Origin of the sequence: Halopseudomonas salina (assembly GCF_014637955.1) — a bacterium.
Lineage (GTDB): Bacteria > Pseudomonadota > Gammaproteobacteria > Pseudomonadales > Pseudomonadaceae > Halopseudomonas > Halopseudomonas salina.
On the sequence record NZ_BMFF01000004.1, the window covers coordinates 135,242 to 160,968 of the forward strand.

Consider the following 25,727-nt stretch of genomic DNA (forward strand, 5'->3'; position numbering starts at 1 on the left):
GTAGATCAAATGCCGCGCAAGCTGGTGGTCAAACGTGGGAAAAAGCTCGGCGCGGCGCCTGGCACTCTGGTGCATATCGGTGACCACGCGCAGTTCGAGTGCACTACCTCTGTGGTTGTCTATGACCAAGAGAATCTCCAGATCAGGGAGAACGTTACTCCGCAGACGTGTCATGAGCTGCTCGCGCTACCCGGAGTGAAGTGGTTGGACATGGACGGCGTACACCAAGCTGCAGCGGTGAAGGAGATGGGAGAGCTACTGGGTCTCCATCCGTTGGTACTGGAGGATATTCTCAATACCGACCAGCGACCCAAGGTGGAAGCCTACGACGGCTATCTCTACATTGTTTTGCGCATGCTCCGGTTCGATCAAACCAACCATCAGATCTATTCCGAACAGATCAGCCTGATCCTTGGCAAGGATTACGTGTTCTCGCTGCAGGAATTGCCTGATGACATGTTCGACGGTGTACGCGCACGGCTGCGGGAAGGACGGCGTATTCGTTTCATGCAAGCCGACTATCTGGCATACGCGCTCCTCGACGCAGTAGTCGACCATTACTTTGTGCTGCTGGAAAAACTGGGTGATGAAATCGAGGCGCTTGAAGATCAACTCATTATCGAGCCTCAACCCACTACTCTGCGACGCATACACCATTTCAAGAGGGAAATGCTGATGCTGCGCAAAGCAGTCTGGCCTCTACGAGAGGTGCTGAACCAGCTCTCACGGGATGACTATCCGCTGATCAGCGAGGAAACAAGACTGTTCATGCGCGACGTACAAGACCACAGCGTGCATGTTCTCGACACAATCGACACCATTCGCGAATTGTTGGTCAGCATGCTGGATCTGTATATGTCCAGCATCAATAACCGGATGAACGAGGTGATGAAGGTACTTACCATTATCGCTACGGTGTTCATGCCTCTGACATTTATTGCCGGGGTATACGGCATGAACTTCGAACACATGCCGGAACTCGCCTGGCGATGGGCGTATCCGGCAGTGTGGGTAGTGATGACTGTGGTATCCGCTGGATTACTCTTGGTATTCCGACGAAAAGGCTGGCTCTGACGTCATCAGGTCAGCGTATCGACTATTCCTCCTTCGACGCGCATGGCAGCCCCTGTGGTAGCGGAAGCCTGCTGGGAGCAGACATAGACCACCATGTTGGCGACCTCTTCGGTTGTAGCCGCTCGCTGGATGATTGAAGAGGGACGCTTGGCCTTGACGAACTGGCTCGCGGCTTCTTCGGTGCTGATGCCCTGTTTCTTTGCTGCCGGCTCGATCATCGCCATGACGCCCTCGGAGAGAGTTGGCCCGGGCAAAACCGCATTGACGGTTACGCCAGTGCCAGCCAGGCGCTTGGCCAGACCCCGTGAGACCGACAGGTTGGCCGACTTGGTAAAGCCGTAATGGATCATTTCGGTCGGAATGTTGATACCTGATTCCGAAGACAGGAAAACGATCCGTCCCCAGCCATTCTCGACCATGCCAGGTGCGTAGGCCCGGGATACCCGCACGCCGGAAAGCACATTCACGTTGAAAAAGCGCTGCCAGTCATCATCCGGGATTTCAAAGAAATCCACTGCTTCGAAAATGCCCAGGTTATTCACCAGAATGTCGGCATGGGGTTCGGCGTTGACCAATTTTTCACAGCCGGATGCTGTCGCCAGATCCGCCGCCACGCCGCGCACATTGGCGTCGGGGTAGGCCGCCCGTATCTCTTCTACCGCAGTATGTACGCGGGCCTCGGTGCGGCCATTTACCACTACGCTGGCTCCGGATCGAGCCAGTCCGTGGGCTATGGCCAGGCCGATACCTGCGGTTGAACCGGTAACGATTGCCGTCTTGCCAGTCAGATCGATAAGCATTTTTTACTCCTTCAGTAGGAAACACGTTTCTGTCGCACAGCGTAGCCGCTGTGGTGCCCGCAGACAGCAGCCGATGCTGTCTTGCCGTAGCCGTGTCAGAAGGTTTGGGCGCCTGCTGGTGGCTGCTTGTGGATATTCGTACGTGGACGGGGCGAGCTCGAGGGAGTAGGGTGGCCGTCACCGGAGAGGCTTCCGGCCGCACTATCACGGCGTTTTCGATGCCGACTTTCGCACTATGAGGCTGCCAACCGCAACCTTCATCTCGCTACAGACATAACTAGAAAGATGTTCTGTTTTTGCTTACGTCCTGTGGCTGCCGCTCCGTATGGAATTCTGGTTGCCACGAAGGATGATCGGGCTGCAAAGCCTATGGGTATTCAATGAACAAAGAAAGTTTCTATCAGTTTTCGACGCTGACCGTCCTTGCCTTGCTGGTCGCCTTTTACGGCGGCACCTATCTGCTGACCTTGCTAATCAAGAAGAAAAAAGAAAATACCGACGCCTTCATGGTATCCAACCATCAGATCGGCTTCGGGCTTGGCGCTGCCAGCATGACCGCCACCTGGATTTGGGCCGCCTCGTTCTACGGCGCCGCCACCTCGGGATATACCTACGGCATTTCCGGCCCCCTGCATTACGGGCTGTGGGGCGCGCTGATGATTCTGTTTATCTATCCTTTCGGCCGTCGCTTCAGGGAACTGGCGCCCAACGCACACACCTTGGGTGAGCTGATTCACGCCCGCCATGGGTCCTCGAGCCAGCTGATTCTGGCGTCCTCCAATATCCTGGGCAGTATCATCAGTCTGATGGTCAACTTTACGGCCTCCGGTGCGCTGGTTTCGGTACTTTCTCCATTGTCGTTCCAGGCAGGGGTGGTGATCGCCGGGGTCGGCGTGCTGTCCTATACCTTGTGGTCGGGCTTTCGCGCATCGGTGCTTACCGATTTTGCGCAGTTGATGGCGATGATGGCGGTGGCAATCCTGATTATCCCTGCGGTGCTCTTCGCCCTCGGTGGGCCGGGCACGCTGTCCGATGGCATGAGCCTGCTCACGCCAGAACAGGCCAATCTGTTCTCGATGGACGCGATCCTCAACCAGGGCGCTCCGTTCTTTGTGGCGGTGCTGGCTTACGCGATCGGTAACCAGACCATCTCGCAGCGACTGTTCGCGGTTCGCGAAGACCACATCAAGCCTACATTCATCACCGCAACAATCGGCTACGGTGCGATCGTGATCGGGCTGGGCATGATCGGCCTGATGGCGCTGATGACAGGCATGGAGCCTATTGATGGCGACATGAACAACCTGATCCCGCAAATGGTTTCGATGTACCTGTCGCCGGTGTTTATCGGGCTGTTCTTCATTCTGGTGATCGGCTCGCTGTCCTCGACCGCGGATTCGGATCTATCCGCGATGTCAGCGATCGTAATGGCCGACGTCTACGGCAAGAATATCGCCAAGAACAAGCCAGATCCGACCAAAATGCTGTTTATCGGCAGGTTGACCATGATTGTCGCGACGCTGATCGGTGTGATTCTCGCGAGCTTCTCGATGGATATTCTGATCATGCTGGTATTCGTCGGCGCGCTCTGGGGCGCCATTGTGTTCCCGGTGATCGCCAGTTGCTTCTGGAACCGGGTCACCAATGCAGCTTTTACCTCGGCGGTGATCGCCGGCCTGCTGATGTTCTGCATCGCTCGCTTTGAGTTGTTGCCCATGGTCAGCGTGATTCCGGTGTTATTCGAATTGCTGGCGGCGGTTGGTGGCGGTGTGGTGCTCGGCCTGATGGCTTTCGGTTTCGGTGGGCGCCGTGTGGGCATGATTGTCGCCACGATAGCCGCCATCGCGCTGGCTTTTTTCTGCGTCGGTTTCTTGCGCGACTACACAGTTCTACTCGCATCGCTGATGGCGTATGGCGTCAGCACGATAGTCTGTGTGGTTGTCAGCCTCCTCAGTTCCAGCGAATTTGATTTCACGCAGATCGATCAGAAAGTAATCAATTACGATCCAGTCAAGCCTGGTGTCCAGGCCTGAACCTGATCAGTTTCATACGCTGGTGCGTTTCGGCGCACCGGCCAGACAAAGGAAATCAAGATGCAAACATTCATACTGGGATCATATGTACTGATCTGGCCGCTGGTATCACTGGCTATTCTGGCAGTGATCGGCGTTGCTACATGGAAGGATATTCAAAAAGCGCGACGTGAGAAAACCGAACTGGTCTGAAAATACTCAGACCAGCTCGCTACTGAGGCGGGTGTTGGCTATTTGTCTGCCAGGCCCTTGAGCAACGCTTCATGAAAGCGCTCGGGCGCCTGGATCTGAGGCGAGTGGCCGAGGTCGGGGAATTCGACCAGCGTTGCCTCCGGAATCGCTGCGGCCGCCTGCTCACCCAGAACGTCGTAACGGCCAAGCTCCTTTTGCAGGTCCTTCGGCGCCTGGGCTTTGCCGATAGCGGTGTTGTCTTTTTCACCTATGATCAACAAAGTTGGCACCTGCAGTTTGCCGAATTCATGGACCACCGGCTGGGTAAATACCATGTCGGAGGTCAACGCCTGGTTCCAGGCGACCAGCTCCTTGTCTTCACCGGCGTACATGCCAGCAAGCATATTTACCCAGCGATCATATTCAGGCTCCCAGGTATCCACGTAGTAGGTCGATTTCTGGTAGGCGCGGATGCCTTCGGCGTTCTTGCGCAGCTCGCCCTGGTAATTGTCATCCACGGTCTGATAGGGCACGCCCAGGGCCTTCCAGTCTTCCAGCCCGATCGGGTTGACCAGGACCAGCTGCTCAGTGCTCTCCGGATACATTAGTGCGTACCGGGTCGCCAACATGCCACCCATGGAGTGCCCCATCACGGTGACTTGTTCGATCTCCAGGTTATCCAGGAGAGCGTGCGTGTTATTGGCTAACTGATGAAAAGTGAACTGGTAATGCTCGGGTTTGGATGACTTGCAGAAGCCGACCTGATCTGGCGCGACGACGCGGTAACCCGACTCATGCAATTGGGCGATGGTCGCTTCCCAGGTGCCGGCACAGAAGTTCTTGCCATGCATCAGCACGACCGTCCTGCCGTTGGCCTGGTCAGCCTCGGGCGGAACATCCAGGTAGGCCATTTCCAGCTTTTGACCCTGCGAGTCAAATGTGAAGCGCTCTACCGGATAGGCGTACTCGAAACCGGACAGCTGCGCATCGTAGCTGGGCACATTGTCTTCAGCCTGGATACCGGTACTGCACAGAGCCGCGGCGAACGCGACGGTGGAAAGGCCAGCGGGAAGGGTGACACTCGGGATATAAGAGCCCTTTGATACGGTCAGATCACTGAACATTGCTACACTCCGTGGGAATAAAACTACAGACATCATAGGTGACCAATGAATATCCGACAGCTCATGCCCGTTTTTCTCGCCATTCTACTGGGCGGTTGCGTCAAATTACCCGAGAACGTCAAGCCGGTTTCTGATTTCGAGGCGGATCGCTATCTGGGCACCTGGTACGAGATCGCGCGCCTTGATCATTCTTTCGAAAAGGGGTTGAGCCAGGTTACCGCGCAATACAGCCTGCGGGATGATGGCGGCATCCGCGTTATCAATCGTGGTTATTCGAAGGAAAAGGACGAGTGGCAAGAAGCAGAGGGCAAGGCGTATTTTGTCGAGGACGAGAATACCGGTTATCTGAAGGTGTCGTTCTTCGGGCCTTTTTATGGTGCTTACGGCATCTTCGAACTGGATAAGGAAGATTACAGTTATTCGTGGGTGTCTGGGCCGGATACCGGCTACCTCTGGCTGCTAGCTCGTTCTCCGGAGGTCAGCGAGGAGCTAAAGCAACGTTTTGTAGAGCGGACTGACGAGCTGGGGTTCAATACGGATGAGTTGATCTGGGTCGAACAGGGGAGTCAGGAGTAGGTTGTGTCACTGCTGCTGATGCGCTTTCAACGCGGTCAATAGCAGATTGACAGCTGACTCGACCCGAAAGCGCAACTCCTCTGCCCCGGGAGCAGGACAGCCGTTCATGAGCAAACCGTGGACCAGGCTACCTTTCCACATGCCGATCAACTGCTCAGCGGTATGCATAGGGTTATCTACCCTGATTTCTCCCAGCTCCGCAGCCCGCTCCAGGCACGCCGCCGCGCGGGCCACAAAAGCCCGGGGGCCATCCCGGTAGATCAGCTCGCCATGTTCGCAATGACGGGCGCCGTGGGTGATGACCGTCCGCATGATCCTTACACCCTGGTCACTGGTAAGAAAGGCGAGCAATTGTGTGCCTAACACAATCAATTGCTCGCGAAGATCATCAATCGTGTTGACGGGCAGGGGACCCAACCCGGCCATTTCCTGATGCTGACGTTCGAGCACTGCGCGCAACAACGCTTCTGCGTTATCGAACCTGCGGTAAATAGTGCCTTTCGATACGCCAGCTCGCCTGGCTATACCCTCGATGGTGAAGTGCATGTCGCCGTCTGCGAAACAGTCGAGCACCGCATCGAGTATACGATCCAGCTTTTCTGCATCCACCGGCCTGCCAGGGCTGGCCGATTGCACCTCTTTTTCACCCATTTGCTCACCTCTGCGTAGGGGCGCTGCGATTATCGGGGCATACATTCTGTCGTAATCCTCTGCGACACTCATCACAAGATTAACGGAATACAACCATTTACGGAACGATGGCGTTCTGTAATTATACGCCCAAATAAATTGGCTTCTAAGGTCACTCGGCTATGCGTGCGCTCCTCCTTTCAGTTCTGACAATAACACTGCTTACAGGTTGCGGTGCCGAGCAAGAGAACGAGACAGCAGCATCGGTAGTGAAGGTGCGCGCAGCAGAGATCCAGAGTGCCGAGGAACAGCACTGGACGCTCAGCGGTACCGTGCAATCGCGCCGTGATGCGGCGCTGAGCTTTCTTATTTCCGGCCAGATCAACGAGCGCCTGGCTCAGGCGGGTGAGCAGGTAAAAGCCGGTGATGTCCTGATGAGGCTTGATCCGCGCGACATCCGTCAGCAACTCGCCGCTGCCCGTGCAAACGTCGCGGCTGCACGCGCCCAGGCTGAGAACGCAGAAGCCAATCGTGACCGTCTTGACTTGTTGAGTCAGCAGGGTCTGGTCCCCGCCCAGTCCTTCGAGGACGCCCGGGCCCAGGCTCGCGCCGCCCGCCAGAGCGCCAAAGCAGCCGAGGCGGCCCTCGCTCAGGCTAGCAGTGCCAACGAGTACGGCGAGTTGAGAGCGCCGGCCGACGGAGTTCTATTGGAAGTCAGTGGTGAGGTCGGGCAGGTGGTTACTGCAGGCATGCCGGTCGCAACCCTGGCCTATGACGGCCCCCGGGATATTGAGGTGTTCGTGCCCGAGCGGCGCCGTGAGCAGCTGCCGGAGCAGGCCCAGGTTCAATTGTATGGCAGCAATATGAAAGCCGAGGCAAAACTCAGAGAGGTGGCCGGTTCGGCCGACTCGCAATCGCGCAGTTGGCGCACCCGTTACAGTATCGAAGATAGCCCGGCAGCATGGCCCTTGGGCAGCAGTGCCACACTGATTCTGCCAACCACAACCAATGGCGACAGTTCAGCCTTGCAGCGCGTGCCCGTTGGCGCTCTGATTGATCAAGGTGCAGGTATGGGCGTCTGGGTGCTGGAAAACGGCCAGGTCAATTGGCAGCCAGTTGAACTGGTGCGCATGGATACAGAGCGCGCGTACATCCACAGCGACCTGCCTTCAGGAACGCGTATCATCGCTTTGGGTGCCCACCTGCTGGAGCCGAACCAGAAGGTTGAGGCCCTGCCATGAGTCGGGATCCGTTGCGTTTTAACCTGTCTGCGATCGCGGTGCGTGAGCGCTCGGTCACGCTGTTCTTTCTCTTGCTCATAGCCGTGGCCGGGGTGTACTCCTTTCTCGCCCTTGGCCGTGCCGAAGACCCCGCGTTTTCCGTGCGGGCTATGGTGGTATCAGCCACGTGGCCCGGCGCGACTGCCGAGCAGATGCGCGATCAGGTAGCCGACCCGCTGGAGAAACGGATCCAGGAGGTTGAATGGTTCGAGAAGATCCAGACCACCGCCAGACCCGGCCGGGTCGACATGCTGGTGACTTTCCAGGACTACACCCCCTCGGAAAACCTGCCCGAGGTGTTCTACCAGGTGCGCAAGCGCATGCAGGACGAGGCGCGCGTTTTGCCCCCGGGTGTGCAGGGTCCATTCGTTAATGATGATTTCTCCGATGTGTACTTCTCCCTCTACGCCCTGACCGCACCGGGTCTGCCTCAACGCCATCTGGTACAGGAGGCGGAAAGGCTGCGGGATATTTTCAACCGCATTGAAGGCGTGCAGAAAGTGCGTCTGATCGGCGAACAGCAACAGCGGGTGTTTGTTGATCTGGACTCCTACCGCATGGCTCAACTGGGCATCAATGCGCAGCAGATAGGCCAGGCATTGGACGCCTACAACCGCCTGATGCCGGCAGGCCTGATAGAAACCGAAGGGTCCCGTCTGTATTGGCGTGTCGATGCTGATCTGGCCGATCTGGACGCTATCGAGGATGTGCCGCTGCGCCTGGGCGACCGCCTGATCCGTCTTGGGGATGTGGCTGATGTCACCCGCGGCTACGAAGATCCACCAAGCTATATGGTCCGGGCGTTCGCCGAGGATGCCTTGATGCTCGGCGTGGTGCTGAACAAGGGCGTTGATGGCCTTGAGGTGGGCGATCGCTTGCAGGCCCAATACGAGGAACTGTCTGCGCAGATGCCCCTGGGCCTGCAACTGCGTCAGGTGACCAACCAGGGCGAGGCCATCAGCCGTGCGGTCGAGCTGTTTCAGGTGAAGTTCATGATCGCTGTGCTGGTGGTCATGCTGGTGAGCTTTGTCAGTCTGGGGCTGCGTCCAGGGCTGGTGGTGGGTATCGCCGTGCCGCTCACCTTGGGTCTGACGTTCCTGCTGATGCTGATCCGCGGGATGAACCTGGATCGCATCACGCTCGGCGCCTTGATCATCGCATTGGGCCTGCTGGTGGACGATGCCATTATTGCGATCGAGATGATGCTGGTGAAGATGGAGGAGGGCTGGGAGAAGACCCGCGCCGCCGCCCATGCCTGGACTGCAACCGCTGCGCCGATGCTGTCAGGCACGCTGGTCACCGCCATTGGTTTCGTTCCCATCGGCTTTGCCCGTTCCGGGGTGGGCGAATACACCGGTAATATCTTCTGGGTATTGGCTTTTGCGCTACTGGCCTCGTGGTTGGTCGCCGTGGTCTTTACCCCCTTTCTTGGGGTGATGTTGCTCAAACCCAGCACCAAGCCAGCGCATAGTCATTCAGCGCATTACCAGACGCGTGGCTATCAGCGTTTTCGTAATCTGATAGAAGGCTGCGTGCGTTATCGCAAGACCATCGTGGCGGCCACGGTAGGGCTGTTCATTCTCTCTGTGGTGGGCATGAGCGGGCCGGTCCAGAAGCAGTTTTTCCCGTCATCTGACCGCCCCGAAGTGCTGGTCGAAGTATTCATGCCCGAGGGCAGCAGCATTGCCGCCACCGACGAGGTGACCCGCCGGGTAGAGTCGATTCTGGTCGAGCACGAAGATGTGCGCTCCCTCGCAGCCTATGTGGGTGCCGGCGCGCCACGCTTTTTCATCTCCCTGAATCCCGAGATGCCAAGCCCCGCGTTCGCCAAGGTTATCGCCATTGCCGAAGACGACAAGGGCCGCAATCGCATCATAGAAGACATGCAGGCGCGGGTAGCAGCCGGCGAGTTTCCAGAAGCTCGGGTGCGAGTACATCAACTGGTGTTCGGCCCGCCAGTTGCCTGGCCGGTCAGCTTCCGTGTCATGGGGCCTGATCCGGATGTGTTGCGCAGGGTCTCCAACGACGTCCGGGATGTGATGGCTACCCATCCGCAGATCATCAACGCCAACCTGGACTGGGGCGATCGCGTGCCCGCCGCTCGCCTGCGTCTCGACAACGAAAGGCTGCTGGCGATCGGGCTGACACCGCTGGAGCTGGCGGAACAGCTTCAGGTGCAGTGGGGTGGCCAGCCAGTCACCGTGCTGCGCGAAAATACACGCAGCGTACAACTGATGATCCGTGGTGCGCCGGAGGGCCTGGACAACTTTGCCGATTTGCCGCTGCGCACGGCCGATGGTCGGACCATTACCTTGCAGCAGGCAGGGCTAATCGAATTCGTCAGTGAGGAGCCGGTACTCAAGTATTACAACCGTGAGCCCTACATCATGGTGCAGGCGGATGTGCAGGATGGCCAGCCACCGGACGTCACCATGGCGCTCTGGGGGCAGTTGGAGTCGCTGCGCGAATCGCTTTCACCGGACTATCACATTGAGATCAGTGGCGCGGTTGAACAGTCAGCCAAGGGCCAGGATTCCATCCGCAAGGTGCAGCCCATCATGCTGGGACTGATGATGATCGTGATCATGCTCCAAATGCGCAGTTTCTCAGGCACCTTCATGGTACTGGCAACAGCGCCACTGGGAGTGATCGGCGCCACTTTGGCGCTGCTGGTGGGGAACCAGCCGTTTGGGTTTGTTGCACTACTTGGCCTGATTGGTTTGGCGGGCATTCTTATGCGCAACACGCTGATTCTGACCAAACAGATCGATGACAACCTCGCGGCAGGTATGGATCAGTTCAGCTCGGTAGTTGAAGCCACAGTACACCGGACTCGCCCGGTATTGCTGACCGCACTGGCCGCCGTGTTCGCCTTTGTGCCCCTGACCCTGGATGCGTTCTGGGGCCCGCTGGCGTATGTGCTGATTGGCGGCACCCTGGTGGGTACGCTGATTACCCTGATGTTTCTGCCGGCGCTGTATTCACTTTGGTTCCGGGTTAAACGACCAGAATCCGCTGGCTAACGGTTGAAGCCGGGGCAAGCGGATCTAGGAGGCCCCCGTTATTCCACAATGCATAAACCCGCCCTTTGAACCAATGGTTCTTCGCCTTCGCGAGAATGACGGGGTGAGGGTGAGGGTGAGGGTGAGCGAGGGCGAGGGCGAGGAGAAGTGCCCGCGGGAATGACGAGGTGCGCGGCACTCAAGACGACGAGCTCTGGCTCATCCTCGATGCCACCAGACAGGACTCCGCTCTCTCAGCGAACGTCATCCTCGCGAAGGCGGGGATCCAAGCGGAATTGCGTTTGAACTGATCAGGTGGCGCACAACACACCCCTCGCTTCAGCCCCAAAACCCGTCATTCCCGCGTACGCGGGAACCCATTTTGACTTTGGGTTTATCACTCTCATCAGCCACCACTGCGCAACTTCTTGCACACCTATCCCTTTGATCTGTTTATCTTTTCAGCTCGCCGTTTTGCCGACTGGCTCACGCTTTCGATATTGCTGATCTGCGATAATCTGCGCGCAGCAACTCCAGCACAAGGAACATCGGATGTTCACCCCTGCCAACACGGCCGCTTTCACAGTCGATATCCCCGGCCACGCCCATGACTTCAAGGTGCTGTCCTTCACCGGCACCGAAGCCATCAGCCAGCCCTACCGCTTTCAATTGGAACTGGTCAGCGAACGCCCCGATCTCGACATTGAAGCACTGCTGCAACAGCCCGCGTTTTTTAATTTCGCCGGCCAGGGCAAGGGCATCCACGGACTGATCCACCGCGTCGCCCAGGGCGATGCCGGCAAACGGCTGACCCGTTACCACATCGACCTGGTGCCGCATCTGGCTTACCTGGGCCACCGCACCAACCAACGCATCTTCCAGCATCTGTCCGTACCCGAGATCATTAGCAGGGTATTGAACGACCACGGCATTCAAGCCGACGCCCACCGCTTCCAGCTCAACAGCGAGTACCCGCAGCGGATCTATTGCACCCAGTACGATGAAACCGACCTGCACTTTATCCAGCGCCTGTGCGAAGAAGAAGGCATCCACTATCACTTTGAACACAGCGTCGATAACCACCTGCTGGTGTTCGGCGATGATCAGACCGGATTTCCCAAGCTGGACCGCCCCACGGCCTACATTCAAGACAGCGGCCTGGTCGCCGATGAGCCCGTCATCAAACGCTTTGCCATGCGTATCGAAACCCGCCCCAGCCGCGTCACCCGCCGCGACTACGATTTTGAGAAGCCGCATCTGTTGATGGAGGCTGCGCACAAGGCCGAACAGCGAGCAGAAGGCGAAGAGGCACCCACTCCGCTGCCCGACCTGGAAGACTACGACTACCCCGGCCGCTTCACCGAACGCGCCCGCGGCAAGCAACTGGCCAAGCGCAGCCTGGAACGGCACCGCAGCGATTACCGTCTAGCCGAGGGCAAAAGTGATGTGCCCACTCTGGTCACTGGCCACTTTCTGACGCTGTCAGAGCATCCGCGCACTGAATGGAACGACCTCTGGCTAGTCGTGGGAATCCAGCACGAGGGCAAACAGCCCCAGGTACTGGAAGAATCCGTCACCAGTGATACCAAACAACCAGACGGATTCACCCAGGGCTACCGTAACCAGTTCACCGCCGCACCCTGGGATGTCCACTACCGCCCGCAACTCGATCACCCCAAACCCAAAGTGTTGGGCACCCAGACCGCCGTGGTCACCGGCCCCAAGGGCGAAGAAATCCACTGCGATCAATACGGTCGCATCAAGGTGCAGTTTCACTGGGATCGCGAAGGCCAGGGCGACGAACGTACAAGCTGCTGGCTGCGCGTAGCCTCAGGCTGGGCCGGTAACCAATACGGCGGCATCGCCATTCCAAGGGTCGGCATGGAAGTACTCATCACCTTCCTCGAAGGCGACCCGGACCAACCCCTGGTCACCGGCTGCCTCTACCACAAGACGCATCCAGTCCCCTACGAACTACCCGCCAACAAGACACGCAGCGTGTTCAAGACCCTCAGCTCACCGGGCGGAGGCGGCTACAACGAGCTGCGCATCGAAGACAAGAAGGACCAGGAACAGATCTACATCCACGCCCAGCGCGACTGGGACGAGAACATCGAGAACAACCAGAAAATCCGCGTCGGCAACCAACGCCACGATCGTGTAGAAGCCAACAGCTACACCGAGCTCATGGCAGAAGAGCACCACACCACACATGCCGATCGCAAAACCGAAATAAAGGCCAATGATCACCTGACCGTCGGCTCAACTCAGCATGTCAGTCTTGGCAAAGGTTACATGGTCGCGGCCGGTCGCGAGATCCACCTGAAGGCCGGGCAGAAGATGGTCATCGAAGCGGGCAGTGAAATCACTCTCAAAGCGGGTGGTAGCTTTATCAAGATCGATCCGAGTGGTGTCACTCTGGTCGGGCCCAGTGTGAAGGTGAATTCCGGGGGTAGTCCGGGTAAGGGGAGTGGGGCGGCACCTCTAATTCCAGGTATCGCAAAAGGCGCCGCTACCGATCACGCGGGCGACACCTTGGCTCCGCTACCACGCAGATTAAGTGACTCAGGTATCACTCCTCTGTGTGGCAAGCAAAGCAACGGCGCCTGTAGTCGAGGGGATTGCCCATGCGTGAATTGACAATAGATTCATTTCTGAACCGCCCGCGTAGTGAAATTCAGGAGCTTGGCGCAGGGCATAGTGGAGCGCTGTGTTTCATCATCGACCAAGCTCGTCAGCCGGATGCCTTGGCGCGTCTTTATGGGTTAGGCCAACCGTTGGAACCGACCAATTTATTTATAGGCACAGAATTTGAAGCACTGGCAGAGCAGGGGCCCATTTGGGTTGGTGGTGCGAGTACCCCTGAGTTAAAAGCACTCGCTGCTGATCTGTGTATCGAGCGCAACGCCGGACTCTGCCTAGTCACCAGTGACATGCAGCAAGCACTGACGCACGCGCGTTGGCTGCTGAAAGCCAATGATGGAACCGGTGGTCAGAGCATTTTGAGTTATTGCCGCGCTGAACTTTGGGCTGCTCTGGCCAGCACAGTAGAGATGGCGTCATCGCAGTTGATAGGTCCTTGGAGCGCTGTTTTGAGCCCGGCACCAAAGCACGTGGGCGCGACTTCAAAGCGTTGGATCGCGTGGCGCGCAGGCACGGACAGGCCCTCAGTTCCGCCATCTACACGCTTCAATTTATCGCCCGAGTGTTCCGTGGCACAGCATATGTTTGCTTGGGTGTATTGGGTTGATGAGCACTTCCAGCACTTTGGACGACCACAAGGTGAGAGCCTGCAGCGGATAGTCGCCAACCTCGCTTTTTTATCTGAACACCGGATTAGTCAAGGACGGCATCTGCTCAAGCTAAGCCAGTTAATCTGCGGTTCACTGCTCCAGGCCAGGCCGGATGTTATTGGGGTGCTGGAGTCACAGGGAGCGGCCTATCTCAAGGTGCAGCGACTGGCGGATCTGCCCGTCGTTCCCCTGAATAATGCGGCTAGCGCACAGGATGAATGGAGTCATCATGGAACTTGCTAATCACCTGGTAGTAAGTGGGGAAACGCTAACCAGCATTGCGGCTCAATACGGTACGACGACCAATGAGCTGCAACGGCTTAACCGATTCATTCAGAACGCAGACTACGTCAGGGCTGGTTGGAATCTTAGCGTACCTGCACCCAGCTCTTTTTCTGCTGCATCAGCTGTGAAGACCGCAGCATCGCCTGCCGCAGCGGCGGCGCCCGCTTCAAACGACAGCTCACACAATGCAACTGCGTTCGGTAAGGAGCCGTCGGTGCCGGATAGCTGCAAGGCACCCGGCGAGGAAGCATTGCCGCCCTGCGCCATAACCTACGCGACAGCTATTTACGCCACGAAAGAAAGGCAGTTCTGGCTTCTCCCAGAAAAGCTTTCCGAAGCCATCCAGGAAGCTTTGCAAGAGCTGGCCGACAGCGTCTCCCCAGAAATGTCGCCCGAGGAACGCAAGCGGGGGTTGGATGATTTGGGCTTGCTCGAGTATTTCATGGAGCCAAAGCTCACCAATTTCCTGGAAGGCGAGGATCTACAGCGCGCGCAGGCAATAGAGGCAGAATTTCCGGAAATAGCGAATCGCAGCCGAGCATGGCAGCGCCTCTCTGATGCGCGAGAACTGCCGGATTCTCCCTTTAACCGCCCACCGATGGGCAACCCGTTTACTGCAGAGGGCCGAGCAGCTGCGCGGCATCTCGAGAGAACCTTGGCCGAGGTGCGTCAAGCCACTGCACGGCTGGATGCGCTGCACTATGAATGGCAGCGGCTGGAGGCAAAGGCTCTGTTCCAGGCCAAGAAGGAGGGCTACACCTACGAGAACGGCGCCCTGTTTTCGAAAGAAGCCATGGAAGCCCGCCGGCGTGTGCAGGACTATTTGAGTAAACGCAGCCAGGTGATGAACGAAGGTCAACTGCCGGACTACGATGTGGCCTTGCTGGCTGATACCTTGGCCAAAGCAAAGTCGCGGCACCAGGCAGTGCAGAACTGCACGAAACAGTGCCGCGGCAAGGTCAAGTCCTATAGCGCCTGGCTGCGCGCCTCACGTGGCAAACTCGATTTCATCGACTACGTCGAAAGCATTATAAAAGTGGCCGATTACGGTCTGGCTTTACCCGAGTTCGCCTTGATCCCGGCATCGGAGGAGGATGTAACTGCCGGTGTGACAGTTTTTCGCCAGTATCTGGATGCCCAGCTCAAGCAGCAAGAAGTGAATGACCGCCTGCAAACCAAGTACCGTAACTGGGTAGAATCTACCGGCAGCAACATGCATGCGCCTGCGGGTCTCGTGGCTGCAGAAAGAGCAGAGTGGGAGGCGTTGCAGCAAGTACAGAAGGATCTCAAGCGCCAAGCTGAGCTCAATGTACAAAACGGAGAAACCCAGCGTCATTTGCTGTGGGAGCCTGAACATTTTCAGCCGCAACCGGCAGAGCGACTGGTGCGCGCCGGCTTTCCACTAAGCGAAATGAGCTTGCCTGATAACCCTGAAAGCCCGGTCAGAGCGCTCAGTTTGTTTAACCTTGAAGGCATCGCAGAGCAACTGAAGAAAGACATCAAAACCAAGCCGGTGGACGCCGTTGTAAAAGGTATCCAGCGCATCCCAACTGATACATCAGGCAAACGCTCCAGCGAACAGAGTTTGTTAGAAGCCTGGCTGGAAAATGCGGGTGGGTTCAAGATTGATGACCAGGCAAGCGACTGGTTTGATGAAGACGGCTGGTTTGAGATGGAGAAGTTTTATGCCTATCTCCAGCAGGAAAAGCTCAAGGTTGATTCGCTGGAAGATGCCGCCGTGCGAGCGGATTGGGGACTCAGACTGAAACAGGTTCTGTTTAGTGCCGACATTCGCGATGACATGCGGTTGTTTGATTCCAGTCCTCAGGCGCAACTGGTGCGTTGTCTTACACCGCCGCAAAGCAATATTCACAGCTCAGCCTCAGCAGAAGGCCCGAGTTTCAGTGTTGCAGAAGGAGTCCAGGCATCAGCACAGGCGTCTCTGAGTATCGACCTTGCCCGCGGCGAGGTCGAGATATTCAGCGTTGATTATCCCGCCCGCAGCGCTGCCAAAGAGATTACCGTTCACTATCAAAACCATGCTGGTGAGATGTTGCCGATGAGTTTGGGCCGCTACTCCATGCACCTCTCCGCGCGAGCCTGGGGTTACGCCGGCGCCTCTCTGCTGCTTGTAGCCAAAATAGAGATCACGCCCAACGGCCCGCTGTGGGGGAAAACCGCCCTGAGCGCCGAAGAACCTGCAACGCGCCTCGGCGAAGAGCCTATAACGCGGCCGGACGAAGAACAATCGCCACGCAAGGTATCGCGCGAGAGCACGCATACCAGCGCCCCCGTCGCCACCGGCCGGGGGCCTAGCGTGAATGTGCAAGAGGGCGCACAGGCATCCTTCAATCTTTTTGCCGGAGTGCAAGCGGGCATTCTGCTTACGGGCGCGCTCAATTGGGCGCCACCTACAGGCCTGGCCGCCATGCGTACCATTCCCGGCGGACAAGCCGGTTCTGTTGAAACCAGCGACGCCAATCAATGGCTTAGCATGGCAGACCTCACCGTTGGGGCAGGCGGCGCCATCGGTTTGGGCGCCGAAGCCAACGCCATGCTGTCGTTACATAATGGGCGGCTCGTACTCAAGCTCAAAGCTGCCGCTATGGCCGGTGCTGGTGTAAGTGGCGAGTTCAGCTTCGCGGTCAGCTATCAGGGAATGGTTGAGCTGATCAATATTTATCGCCGCGAACTGCACCGCAATCACGGCCGCCCGCTTGACTGGATTGACCCGGAAGCGGCTGATCTTATTTCCAAGATCAACGTGCTGAGCGCGGTGGGTTTGGATGCCGAGCTGCTGTTGGGGATGTCAATGTGGATGGCCCACCGTCGGGTAATACAGGTGGATATGATTATGTCCCTCTATGAGTCGCTGCTGACACGGCCAGGGCGGGCAGGGAGGATAGCCAGCTCGATTAATCAATACCAAAATGCCGAAGAACTGCGGAAATGGTGTGTCGAGGCGGTGCCCGCTGCGCTAGGGCCTCTGTTGCTGACCCTAGTTAGCGAGCCATTATCATTTGATGCTGTGTTTGATAATTCAGAAGATGCACAACAAAGAAGAAAGGCAAAGCTAGACCAGCAAGGGGCGATTGTTCGTATTCTGGGCTGGGTAGTTGATAACGCTAAAAAAAGCAACAGCGTACCCGCAGCTCAGCACCAGTTTGAAGAGGCTTGTATGCGGATGAATCAGTATGGCGTGCTGCCTAAAAATACCGGGCAGGCGTATTGTGAAAATCGCTTGAGGCTTGATTTGTTTATCGAGTCAGGTCCAGATAGTTCAACATCTCGAGATCATGCAATCGTGCGTTCCAGCTATCAGCGACACTCTAAATTGCTAGGCGCTCAAGCAGATCTCAGTTGCAAAAGACGTGAAAGCTTGCTGTCTTTTGGTAGCCCCTCCGTAAGCTATGAACCTCAGTGAGAAATGGGATATATGAGAGAACGAACAACTAAACCACAGCGTTGGCTGCTCATCCTTATGTGCTTTGCGGTCTGTCCTGTCTGGGCGGAATTAACGCCAGAGCAGCAGGCCGCCAAAGAACATGGCAGCATTCTATATCGTCAGTTCAAAGCGATATCTGCTGAGCCGTATTTGACCATTGCAGCAGAGGCGGGGGATGCGGAGTCGCAATTTCTTCTGGCTGAAGCCCTGCGCAAGAACAATCGTTTTATGACCCCAGAGGCATACCGTTGGTTGGAGGCGTCTGCTGAGCAGGACAATAGCTACGCCATGATTCGTTTAGGCCGCAGTGGTGATGGTCTATGTGCAGTTATGGGCAATTGTTCAGAAGGTACCAAAACCCCAGAGCAATGGCTCGCTGAAGCGCTCCAATTAAATGAAGGCGGGGCCGCGCAAGGCGATCCCGAAGCCATGTATTTAATGTATAAAATTACGCTTGATCGGGAGTGGCTTAAAAAAGCGTCAGAAGCAGGCCATGCATTGGCGCAATACTGGCTAGCTGGGTATACCGAAGATGGCATGGGGCTTTACTTGTGGCCCGGCAGTCGTCAAGAAGCTGTAAAGAAGTGGTACAAGGCTTCTGCGGAAGGTGGGTATCCCCTAAGCATGAAAGATTATGCGACGATACTTCTGATCGAAAAAGACTATAGCGGTTACAGATATTGGATAGAGAAAGTCGCCGAAACGGGTTACGTCTCTGGCGTTTATGAGTACAGCATGATGTTGATTGATCCAAGGTACGACGGCTATAAAAAAGATATGGTGAAAGGATATGGGTTGCTTTTACTTTTTCTCGAGTTAGAAGGTGGTGGGTTTTTAAACAAAGAAACGATTGAGAAAGAGCTTCCGCAATACGCTGAGAAAATGACCGCGGAACAACTTGAACAAGCCCGCGAGTTTGCCGCAGAATGGAAAGCCACCCATCCCCCGCTGTCGTTCTTTCCGCAGAAGCTCGACCCGAGCGATACCCTGTTCTGAAGATCAGTATACAACTGGCTTCCCCCGTTAATAATCTGCTCCGGCCATGTCCAGCCGGACGCCCCGGTTGATACAGATCGTCAACGTCCCTAAATGTGCTGGTGACGTTTGATACGACCATTCATGGTTCCTACTTTGCCGAATGCGGCAAAGCATTGCCCCCTTGCCCACTGAGATCTCTACACAATCCTAGTGCAGAGCGGGTTTACGCGCTAAAACTGGCTGGCCTGATTTATGCAGTTCACCTCAAAGCTTTATCGCAAGTGTGAATAAATCGACAACGTGGCAGGGGGACTCCATGAGCGCTATCAACATTATCGCCAACAATCATCAGGCACCGCTGACCGGCTCCAGTAACAGCAGTCGCAACACCTCTGCAGAGGAATTCCGCCAGGTCATGCAGACAGTGAGCGAAGCAAACGCAAGCGCACAAGCCGAGGTCGAGACCAGTGCAGACGCTGACAACAACGCCGCAGAGGAATTCAGCCGCTACATGGCTATGTCCGTCGCAGACAAGATCAAGCACAGCGTGTTGCAGCAAATGGGGTTAACCGAAGAAGACTATGATGCTCTGCCCCCTGAAGAGAAAACCAATGTAGACGATAAAATCGCCGAGCGCATCGCTGACATGAACAGCACCACGCAGACTATTAGCGACGAGCAGCTTCAACGTCAGGCTAGCCAACGGATGCGTGACACCCTGGAAGGGCTGAACGCAGACAAGAAGAGTTCATCACTTTTTGATATCACCGGATAGCAGGGGGGGTGGGAATTACTTTTTATTAAATGTTCGGACGTCAGAAAGATCCTCTAACAGACAGAAGACAAGCAGGCCCTGGTGTGTTTCATCCGCTACACTGCGGTGATTTGAGTTGAAAAGGCACCGCTATCCATGGCTTCACGAAGGTCTCCTTCTACATTCCTGTTCCTATTCACCAGTCTCCTCCTGAGCTGCCTATTGGTGTCTCCCGCCATGGGGTCGGTTACTGAATTGTTGAATGCGGCCTCTGGCGCAGAACAGGAACAGAGTGCCAGCGAAGAGTCCGATGACGACCGGGAATCCGAGGAGTCGTCAGAGGAACCGCCGCCTGAACCGTCCGCCCATCCGGTCCAGCCAATACTGGAAGAAGAGCCAGAGCAGTATCTGGAGAGCGATCTTCCGACTTCAGAGTCTGCTGATGATCCCCAGCAAATTCAGATTTTGCGCGACGCACTGGAGAACCGCCAGGCTGCATTGGAGGGCTCCCGCCGCCGATTGTCCCACGCTCAGACTTTGCTTGAACGTCTGGACAACGAGTACCGCAGTTTCGAGTTGCGGCTTGAGAAAGCAGGGCTGAACCTGACAGTTGAGTATGCCCGTCTACTGCGTCAACGATTGGATCGGCTCAAAAGCCAGACTATTGCTGTTGAGTTGACTGATGGTATCAGCGCCCGATTGTCAGCCGCCCGTGAAGAACAGCTGCGGCTTGAGGAGTATGAGGCGATCAGCGATAACGATGCTCAAGATGGCGCGCCACAGGTACGCCAGGAGCTGATCACCCAGCTCCACGGCGCGATCACGGAACACATCGATGTCCTCAACGACTACTACAACACCGTGACCGAACTGCGAGAGCGTTTCGGCGCCTATCAGGAGCTGCTGCAACAACGGCTGTTCTGGCTTCCCAGCACGGAGCGGGTAGGGCTTGAGACCGTCAAGGGCTTGTATCAGGGGGCCAGCTGGTTTGTATCGAATTTTCATTTGCAAGCCCTCACCGAGGCGCTGCGTAACTCCTTCGCCGAGCGAGGCATTCGTATACTGGCTGTTTTGGCCGCTCTGATATTCTTGCTGGCCCGTCGCCGGGCCCTGCGGCAGAAGTTGCTGGATAGCGGGCAGGACGTCGGCAACGTCGGCCGCGATCGCATGGCCGCCACTTTCACTGCAGGGGGCGTGAGTTTCATCCTGGCATTACCTGGGGTCCTGGTTTTCTCCCTCGCGGCGCTGATGCTCATGGAAGGCAATAGCTTTTTTTCCGCGTTATCCTCGGGCTTTAGCTCAGCCGCCTTCGTTACATTGCTACTGGAAGCCCTGCGCTCTGTGGCCCGTCGGGGCGGGCTAGGTGAGCGCCACTTCAAATGGAACAGTCCGTCGCTGATGGCGATTCGGCTACAGATCCCGATACTGTTAGCCGTGCTTGTTCCGGTAGTGATCGTCCTGCCGACAATGGGTATTGAGGAAGGCGCCACCTTCGATGACAGCCTTGGGCGACTGCTGTTTATTATTACCTCGGTGGCAATGGCCTGGTTTGCGTGGAGGGTGACGAGAGCTGTATTGCAAGCCGCACTCGACCGCAAATTCCTTAAAGGCGCGCAACTACTCGCCGTAGCTACGCCCCTGGCGCTCGCCGTGGCAGCCCTCGAGGGGTATTACTATACGGCGGTACAGTTACAAGGGCTGATGTTTATCAGCATCTGCTGGGTGGCCTTCACGATCTTGCTGTACTACCTGGGCCTGCGGGGTTTGTCCGTACGCGAGCGACGGATGACCCTCAAACGGCTGCGGGAACAGCGCATCGCCGAACGTAAAATGGCCGAAGCCCGCGAAGCTGCGGAAAATTCCGGGGAGGGCGTACCCATCTCGCTCGACATGCCCGAAATGGATCTGGAAGACATCAGTCAGCAAAGTAAGTCACTGGTACGGATACTGGTCGTGACCCTTGCCGCCTATGTGCTGTGGGGCTTCTGGGCCGACGTCATTCCTGCTCTACAGATATTCGACAACATCACGCTGTGGAGTATTGGCGGCGACACCGAAGGCGAGGGTTCAGTGGCCATCACTCTGGGGGATCTGCTGCTGGGGTTGCTGGCCGGCGTTGGTACCCTCCTGGCCGCTCGCAACCTGCCGGGTACGCTGGAGGTAATGGTGTTGAGCCGGGTCAACCTGGAGCCTGGTGCCGGGTATGCGATCACGACCCTGGTTACCTATATCATCGTTTTCATTGGCGTGGTGGTGGCGCTGGCAGTCATAGGTGTGCAGTGGTCGGAGCTGCAGTGGCTGATTGCTGCCCTGGGTGTGGGCCTGGGGTTCGGGCTTCAGGAGATTGTAGCGAACTTTGTGTCCGGCATCATTCTGCTGTTTGAACGCCCGATTCGCGTAGGCGACACGGTGACTATCGGCGGGACAACGGGCACCGTGTCCCGGATCCGTATCCGGGCTACCACCCTGGTGGATTGGGATCGCAAGGAGCAGATTATTCCAAACAAGACCTTTGTGACCCAGGATCTCACCAACTGGACACTGACAGACCCCATTACACGGGTAATCATTCAAGTGGTTGCCGCCTATGGCTCAGATGTGGACAAGGTCCGGGATCTCCTCCTTGAGGTGGCGGAAAACAACGAAAGGGTCCTGAATGACCCGGCCCCCGCGGTCTTTTGCGTGGGTCTGGGGGAGAGCGGAATCAACTTCGAAGTACGGGTGTTTGTGCAAGACCTCCTGGACTTCATGCCCCTGTCCCATGAGCTGCATTCGGCTGTCACCCGCGCGTTCAAGGAAGCCGATATGGAAATCCCGTTTCCTCAGCGGGACATTCATATTCGTACTGTGCCCTTACCCAAAGCGCGTCCCGAGTAACAAACTGTTGAAACAACTCTAGGCGCTTTCAGTCGGGCACTACACTTATCAATACTTCTGGCTTATCCGACAACGGTAAAGCCAGAATCACCCCTTCATTGGAGGCCGGGAATACGCCCGTCAAGGCCGTTATATTCACCTGGTGGGACACCAGCACCACAGGCAGGCCAGGCTTCAGTGCGTTGACCTGGTCTATGGTCTCTCGGGTTTGCGCTGAACTCTGGTTACGGTTCTGAAAAAACGAATTCAGTGCCGGCCACTCTGTTACGGCACCCACGTCCATCTCTGTGGCTGTATCACGGCTGCGACACCACTGACTGGTGTAGACCCGCGCCTGATTGATGCCGTGCCGGGCGAGGAAGGGGTTCCAGGCTGCAGCCTGCTGGCGGCCGCGGTCGTTGAGATTGCGCTGAGTTGAACAGTCGCCAAGAGTAAAGTGTGAGGGATCGCCGGTTCCGGGGGCGAGGGCATGGCGCAGCATCAGCACGGCCTTGCCCTCGCGCAATGCCTGCCAGGCCTCTGCTTCGTGCTGGGCGTGGACTTGCGTCGCCAGCAGGAGCAGCATCAGGGTAATAACAAGTGATCGTAGTGCGGACATCCATGCAGCCCTTTTTAGACTTACAGTTTAGAACTTGAAGCTTAAAACCATGTTTACCGGGTGCTACGACTACTGCCAAGGCGGCGTTTGTAAGATTGCGTGAGCAGAGCGATGGCGGTACCACCCACAACGCCTGGCAGTATCCAGGGCAGCAACATCATCTGGCCGCTGAACAACTCTTCCATGACCGATGCCGCACCGAACACAAAAAAGGCAGTGTGCGCTGCAATGCCGCTGCCGAGGGTGCTGCGGATATGTTCCAGTAGCCATTCCCCACGCTCCAATGTCGGTTTGAACGCGTACCACAATTGACCGGTGCCAATGAACAGTCCCAGGCCGGCAAACACCAGATACAAGACCGAAGAATCGGCGAGCCCTAACCAGGCCAGGTAAACAGCAGAAATAACTAGGAGCGTCGGCGCGACCAGATGGATCGGACGTTGCAGCAACTGCCGGTCTGCCTTGGCCACCAATGCCAGGGTGGCGCGCTGGGCGGAGGCAATCAACAGAAATGCCAGTAGAAAAAAGAAAGCGGCCCGTTGTTGCGTACTCGCGGCCAGCTCAGAAATCTGCTCGGGGGAAAGGTTCGCTGGTGGCGGGCTGACTGCCAGGGGCACGAAGAACATCATCAGCGCCATGAGCAGCCCCGTCAGTCCGGTTGCCATCATCAGGTTGAGGTACCAGCGACCGATCCGTTTATGGTTCTTGCTTCCTTTCTTTACGATGATCGGGATCCAGAACAGGGCAAGTCCGAGCATGCCTGCACTGGCGTGCAACCAGAGCGTATATTGATAAAGCGTAGTCATATCGTCGACTCCCTTTTTGCAGTGATAGCAGTGCATTGACGGGTTGACGATACTCAGCCTTCCAGGCCTTGCCCCGTGCCGAAAGTCACGACCTGTGACCATGACTTTTGGCAGGGGTCGATAGCCCGCAGGTATGCAATACTTCTGGCATGAAACTGAATGCCTGGCTCGATCACACATTACTCGGTCCGCTGCAATTTGCCGCGTTGCTCACCTGGCTGGTGATCGGCTATTTCACCTTGTTCGTCCAGCAGATCGATAGCCTGGAAGGCGGTGCTCGGCTGTTCGCGGGGCTGGCGCTATTGGGCTTTCTGATCGCGATGTTTACCGCCTGGGCTGTGCCGGCAGGCCGGATAGATCTCGCAGGACTGATCGCTATGCCGGTGGCTCTATTTTTCGCCTGCTGGTTTCAGCCTACGCAGCTGCTGCTGATTTTGATGTGCATTTTTGCCGGCACCTTGCCGTACTTCCTATCAGTTCTAAGATCTCTGGGTGTGGTGGTCGCAGTCCACTTTTTGTTGGTGGCCGTTATCTCCCTGCGCAGCGATTCGAGTGTCTGGCTGTTCTCCCTGACCAATCTGGGCTTTGCCGTCTTCGCACTGTTCTCCAGCCACAGCGTGATGCGGGAGCGGGCCGCCAGGGAAGAGTTGGACTCGGTGCATCAGCAGCTGCTTGCCACTCAACAACTGCTCACAGAAAGGGCGCTGGAGGACGAACGCCTGCGGATATCGCGGGACCTGCACGACTCCCTGGGGCACCACCTCACTGCGCTTTCCCTGCAATTGGAAGTCGCCCGCCACATGACTCAGGACGGCGCGCGGGATCACATCAGCCAGGCCCAGGGGCTGGCGAAGCTGCTTCTGTCAGACGTGCGTCAGGTCGTTGCCGACCTGCGCGATGTATCGCCCTCAAGCCTGCGCGATCGGATTGCAGGCCTGGCTCAAACCGCGCGGCCTGTAATGGAAATGAATATAGATGAGGCCGCCTACAAGCTCAGCTACGAACAGGAGGATGCCATGTTTCGTGCGGCGCAGGAGATCATTACCAACTGCAACAGGCACTCCCATTGTGAGCGCCTGACCATCAGCCTTGAGCAGCAGCCAAATCAATGGTTGATGACCGCAACCGAAGACGCGCAAAGCCCTGTATCGCTCACCTGGGGCCATGGGCTGAGGGGATTGCAGGAAAGGATTACTGCCTTGGGCGGCAGTGTGGAGCTGGACACCAAAGCCGGGCTCAACTATCGGATTGTGATACCAGCATGATCAAGGTACTGATAGCGGACGACCAGACGCTGGTGCGGCAAGGCTTTCGCAGCTTGCTGGGATTCAGTGATGCCGTGGAGGTTGTCGCAGAGGCAGGTGATGGTGAACAGGTATTGCATGCACTCGGCGAGCATGCGGTCGACGTGCTGCTGCTGGACCTGCAAATGCCCAGACTGACCGGGTTGCAGGTACTGGAGCGCATCCATCAGCAAAGGCTGGGTGTCTCCGTAATCGTACTCACCACCTTTGATGACGATGCCAAGCTACTCGAATGCGCCAGGTTGGGCGCCCGCGGTTATCTGCTGAAAGATGTCAGTCTGGAGCAGCTTAGCTCGGCCATAATCCGGGTCGCGGCAGGGGAGCTGCTGATCGAACCGCTGGTAACCCGGCGTGTAATCCACGGTCTGCAACGACAAGCTCAGGATTTCGAACATGTGGTTAACCCGGAAGCGCTGACGCAACGGGAGCTGGATGTGTTGCGCTATATGGCCGGAGGTTATTCCAACCGAGAAATCGCCAGCGCGATTCACCTGACCGAAGGCACAGTAAAAAACCATGTTTCTTCCATTCTGTCCAAGTTCGGCGTGCGTGACAGAACGCGCGCAGTGCTCAAGGCAATGGAGATGGGCTTGATCGGGGGAGGGTAGAAGCCTCCCTGGGGAGGTATTCTGTGAGGGTCGAGTTCCATCTCGACTTGCGTGGTTATGGCGGGCGCCTTTGGCCGAGGTGGATTCCC

The 25,727-nt window shown here is 56.9% G+C and carries 19 protein-coding genes; 14 read left to right on the plus strand and 5 right to left on the minus strand.

What is annotated here, in order from left to right; all coding sequences use genetic code 11:
- The first annotated feature begins 9 nt into the window (after nucleotides 1-9).
- Entirely contained in the window at nucleotides 10-1,074 is a 1,065-nt protein-coding gene (gene corA / locus IEV54_RS10695; RefSeq protein ID WP_150277007.1) for a magnesium/cobalt transporter CorA, read from the plus strand.
- Nucleotides 1,075-1,079: 5 nt separating this feature from the next.
- Here the strand turns inward: corA and IEV54_RS10700 are convergent, their stop codons facing one another.
- On the minus strand, nucleotides 1,080-1,874 hold the full coding sequence (locus tag IEV54_RS10700; RefSeq protein WP_150277006.1) for an SDR family NAD(P)-dependent oxidoreductase: 795 nt from the start codon (nucleotides 1,872-1,874) through the stop codon (nucleotides 1,080-1,082).
- Nucleotides 1,875-2,254: 380 nt separating this feature from the next.
- Between IEV54_RS10700 and IEV54_RS10705 the strand changes: the two genes are divergently transcribed.
- Together IEV54_RS10705 and IEV54_RS17360 are read left to right on the plus strand one after the other, a co-directional pair.
- On the plus strand, nucleotides 2,255-3,907 hold the full coding sequence (locus tag IEV54_RS10705; protein WP_150277005.1) for a sodium:solute symporter family protein: 1,653 nt from the start codon (nucleotides 2,255-2,257) through the stop codon (nucleotides 3,905-3,907).
- Nucleotides 3,908-3,967: 60 nt separating this feature from the next.
- The gene (locus IEV54_RS17360) at nucleotides 3,968-4,099 is read left to right on the plus strand and encodes a putative transporter small subunit (RefSeq protein WP_223825393.1); all 132 of its coding nucleotides are present in this window, start codon (nucleotides 3,968-3,970) and stop codon (nucleotides 4,097-4,099) included.
- Nucleotides 4,100-4,137: 38 nt separating this feature from the next.
- Here IEV54_RS17360 and IEV54_RS10710 read toward each other — a convergent pair whose 3' ends face one another.
- Nucleotides 4,138-5,202 carry an alpha/beta fold hydrolase gene (locus tag IEV54_RS10710; RefSeq protein WP_150277004.1) on the minus strand — a complete coding sequence of 355 codons (1,065 nt, stop codon included), beginning with the start codon at nucleotides 5,200-5,202 and terminating at the stop codon, nucleotides 4,138-4,140.
- 45 nt (nucleotides 5,203-5,247) lie between these two features.
- On the opposite strand from IEV54_RS10710, the gene IEV54_RS10715 reads away from it, so the two are divergent.
- Complete coding sequence (locus IEV54_RS10715) at nucleotides 5,248-5,778, plus strand: lipocalin family protein (RefSeq protein ID WP_223825392.1); 531 nt, start codon at nucleotides 5,248-5,250, stop codon at nucleotides 5,776-5,778.
- A 6-nt stretch (nucleotides 5,779-5,784) separates the two neighbouring features.
- Here IEV54_RS10715 and IEV54_RS10720 read toward each other — a convergent pair whose 3' ends face one another.
- A complete protein-coding gene (locus IEV54_RS10720; RefSeq protein WP_188434423.1) occupies nucleotides 5,785-6,429 on the minus strand; it encodes a TetR/AcrR family transcriptional regulator in 645 nt (214 codons plus the stop codon).
- A gap of 161 nt (nucleotides 6,430-6,590) precedes the next feature.
- Here IEV54_RS10720 and IEV54_RS10725 point away from each other — a divergent pair, with 161 nt between their 5' ends.
- The 8 genes from IEV54_RS10725 (at nucleotide 6,591) to IEV54_RS10760 (ending at nucleotide 22,322) form a co-directional block, all read left to right on the plus strand.
- Nucleotides 6,591-7,649 (plus strand): efflux RND transporter periplasmic adaptor subunit, encoded by a 1,059-nt coding sequence (locus tag IEV54_RS10725; RefSeq protein ID WP_150277002.1) that lies wholly within the window; start codon nucleotides 6,591-6,593, stop codon nucleotides 7,647-7,649.
- Nucleotides 7,646-10,711: an efflux RND transporter permease subunit gene (locus IEV54_RS10730; protein WP_150277001.1), complete on the plus strand. Its 3,066-nt coding sequence runs from the start codon at nucleotides 7,646-7,648 to the stop codon at nucleotides 10,709-10,711. Before IEV54_RS10725 ends, IEV54_RS10730 begins: the two co-directional genes overlap by 4 nt.
- Before the next feature lie 531 nt (nucleotides 10,712-11,242).
- The gene (locus IEV54_RS10735; protein WP_150277000.1) at nucleotides 11,243-13,330 is read left to right on the plus strand and encodes a type VI secretion system Vgr family protein; all 2,088 of its coding nucleotides are present in this window, start codon (nucleotides 11,243-11,245) and stop codon (nucleotides 13,328-13,330) included.
- The gene (locus IEV54_RS10740; protein ID WP_150276999.1) at nucleotides 13,318-14,226 is read left to right on the plus strand and encodes a DUF4123 domain-containing protein; all 909 of its coding nucleotides are present in this window, start codon (nucleotides 13,318-13,320) and stop codon (nucleotides 14,224-14,226) included. The genes IEV54_RS10735 and IEV54_RS10740 overlap by 13 nt, the downstream gene beginning before the upstream one ends.
- Nucleotides 14,213-17,692 carry a LysM peptidoglycan-binding domain-containing protein gene (locus tag IEV54_RS10745; protein WP_188434425.1) on the plus strand — a complete coding sequence of 1,160 codons (3,480 nt, stop codon included), beginning with the start codon at nucleotides 14,213-14,215 and terminating at the stop codon, nucleotides 17,690-17,692. Before IEV54_RS10740 ends, IEV54_RS10745 begins: the two co-directional genes overlap by 14 nt.
- A gap of 12 nt (nucleotides 17,693-17,704) precedes the next feature.
- Nucleotides 17,705-18,709, plus strand: a complete 1,005-nt coding sequence (locus IEV54_RS10750; protein WP_223825391.1) for a tetratricopeptide repeat protein — start codon at nucleotides 17,705-17,707, stop codon at nucleotides 18,707-18,709.
- 298 nt (nucleotides 18,710-19,007) lie between these two features.
- The gene (locus IEV54_RS10755) at nucleotides 19,008-19,466 is read left to right on the plus strand and encodes a hypothetical protein (RefSeq protein ID WP_150276997.1); all 459 of its coding nucleotides are present in this window, start codon (nucleotides 19,008-19,010) and stop codon (nucleotides 19,464-19,466) included.
- Nucleotides 19,467-19,682: 216 nt separating this feature from the next.
- Nucleotides 19,683-22,322 (plus strand): mechanosensitive ion channel domain-containing protein, encoded by a 2,640-nt coding sequence (locus IEV54_RS10760; protein WP_150276996.1) that lies wholly within the window; start codon nucleotides 19,683-19,685, stop codon nucleotides 22,320-22,322.
- 28 nt (nucleotides 22,323-22,350) lie between these two features.
- Here IEV54_RS10760 and IEV54_RS10765 read toward each other — a convergent pair whose 3' ends face one another.
- The gene (locus IEV54_RS10765) at nucleotides 22,351-22,920 is read right to left on the minus strand and encodes a histidine phosphatase family protein (RefSeq protein WP_150276995.1); all 570 of its coding nucleotides are present in this window, start codon (nucleotides 22,918-22,920) and stop codon (nucleotides 22,351-22,353) included.
- A gap of 53 nt (nucleotides 22,921-22,973) precedes the next feature.
- The gene (locus IEV54_RS10770; protein WP_150276994.1) at nucleotides 22,974-23,726 is read right to left on the minus strand and encodes a hypothetical protein; all 753 of its coding nucleotides are present in this window, start codon (nucleotides 23,724-23,726) and stop codon (nucleotides 22,974-22,976) included.
- 149 nt (nucleotides 23,727-23,875) lie between these two features.
- On the opposite strand from IEV54_RS10770, the gene IEV54_RS10775 reads away from it, so the two are divergent.
- Complete coding sequence (locus tag IEV54_RS10775; protein WP_150276993.1) at nucleotides 23,876-24,991, plus strand: sensor histidine kinase; 1,116 nt, start codon at nucleotides 23,876-23,878, stop codon at nucleotides 24,989-24,991.
- Entirely contained in the window at nucleotides 24,988-25,638 is a 651-nt protein-coding gene (locus tag IEV54_RS10780) for a response regulator (RefSeq protein WP_150276992.1), read from the plus strand. Before IEV54_RS10775 ends, IEV54_RS10780 begins: the two co-directional genes overlap by 4 nt.
- Nucleotides 25,639-25,727 lie beyond the last annotated feature (89 nt).

What these genes read in the sequence shown, in the direction of transcription:
- IEV54_RS10745 (WP_188434425.1), top strand. Translation starts at nt 14,213, where the DNA reads ATGGAACTTGCTAATCACCTGGTAGTAAGTGGGGAAACGCTAACCAGC.
- IEV54_RS10720 (WP_188434423.1), bottom strand. Translation starts at nt 6,429, where the DNA reads ATGGGTGAAAAAGAGGTGCAATCGGCCAGCCCTGGCAGGCCGGTGGAT.
- IEV54_RS10765 (WP_150276995.1), bottom strand. Translation starts at nt 22,920, where the DNA reads ATGTCCGCACTACGATCACTTGTTATTACCCTGATGCTGCTCCTGCTG.
- IEV54_RS17360 (WP_223825393.1), top strand. Translation starts at nt 3,968, where the DNA reads ATGCAAACATTCATACTGGGATCATATGTACTGATCTGGCCGCTGGTA.
- IEV54_RS10735 (WP_150277000.1), top strand. Translation starts at nt 11,243, where the DNA reads ATGTTCACCCCTGCCAACACGGCCGCTTTCACAGTCGATATCCCCGGC.
- IEV54_RS10700 (WP_150277006.1), bottom strand. Translation starts at nt 1,874, where the DNA reads ATGCTTATCGATCTGACTGGCAAGACGGCAATCGTTACCGGTTCAACC.
- IEV54_RS10705 (WP_150277005.1), top strand. Translation starts at nt 2,255, where the DNA reads ATGAACAAAGAAAGTTTCTATCAGTTTTCGACGCTGACCGTCCTTGCC.
- IEV54_RS10730 (WP_150277001.1), top strand. Translation starts at nt 7,646, where the DNA reads ATGAGTCGGGATCCGTTGCGTTTTAACCTGTCTGCGATCGCGGTGCGT.
- corA (WP_150277007.1), top strand. Translation starts at nt 10, where the DNA reads ATGCCGCGCAAGCTGGTGGTCAAACGTGGGAAAAAGCTCGGCGCGGCG.
- IEV54_RS10740 (WP_150276999.1), top strand. Translation starts at nt 13,318, where the DNA reads ATGCGTGAATTGACAATAGATTCATTTCTGAACCGCCCGCGTAGTGAA.
- IEV54_RS10755 (WP_150276997.1), top strand. Translation starts at nt 19,008, where the DNA reads ATGAGCGCTATCAACATTATCGCCAACAATCATCAGGCACCGCTGACC.
- IEV54_RS10750 (WP_223825391.1), top strand. Translation starts at nt 17,705, where the DNA reads ATGAGAGAACGAACAACTAAACCACAGCGTTGGCTGCTCATCCTTATG.
- IEV54_RS10710 (WP_150277004.1), bottom strand. Translation starts at nt 5,202, where the DNA reads ATGTTCAGTGATCTGACCGTATCAAAGGGCTCTTATATCCCGAGTGTC.
- IEV54_RS10770 (WP_150276994.1), bottom strand. Translation starts at nt 23,726, where the DNA reads ATGACTACGCTTTATCAATATACGCTCTGGTTGCACGCCAGTGCAGGC.
- IEV54_RS10760 (WP_150276996.1), top strand. Translation starts at nt 19,683, where the DNA reads ATGGGGTCGGTTACTGAATTGTTGAATGCGGCCTCTGGCGCAGAACAG.
- IEV54_RS10775 (WP_150276993.1), top strand. Translation starts at nt 23,876, where the DNA reads ATGAAACTGAATGCCTGGCTCGATCACACATTACTCGGTCCGCTGCAA.
- IEV54_RS10715 (WP_223825392.1), top strand. Translation starts at nt 5,248, where the DNA reads ATGAATATCCGACAGCTCATGCCCGTTTTTCTCGCCATTCTACTGGGC.
- IEV54_RS10780 (WP_150276992.1), top strand. Translation starts at nt 24,988, where the DNA reads ATGATCAAGGTACTGATAGCGGACGACCAGACGCTGGTGCGGCAAGGC.
- IEV54_RS10725 (WP_150277002.1), top strand. Translation starts at nt 6,591, where the DNA reads ATGCGTGCGCTCCTCCTTTCAGTTCTGACAATAACACTGCTTACAGGT.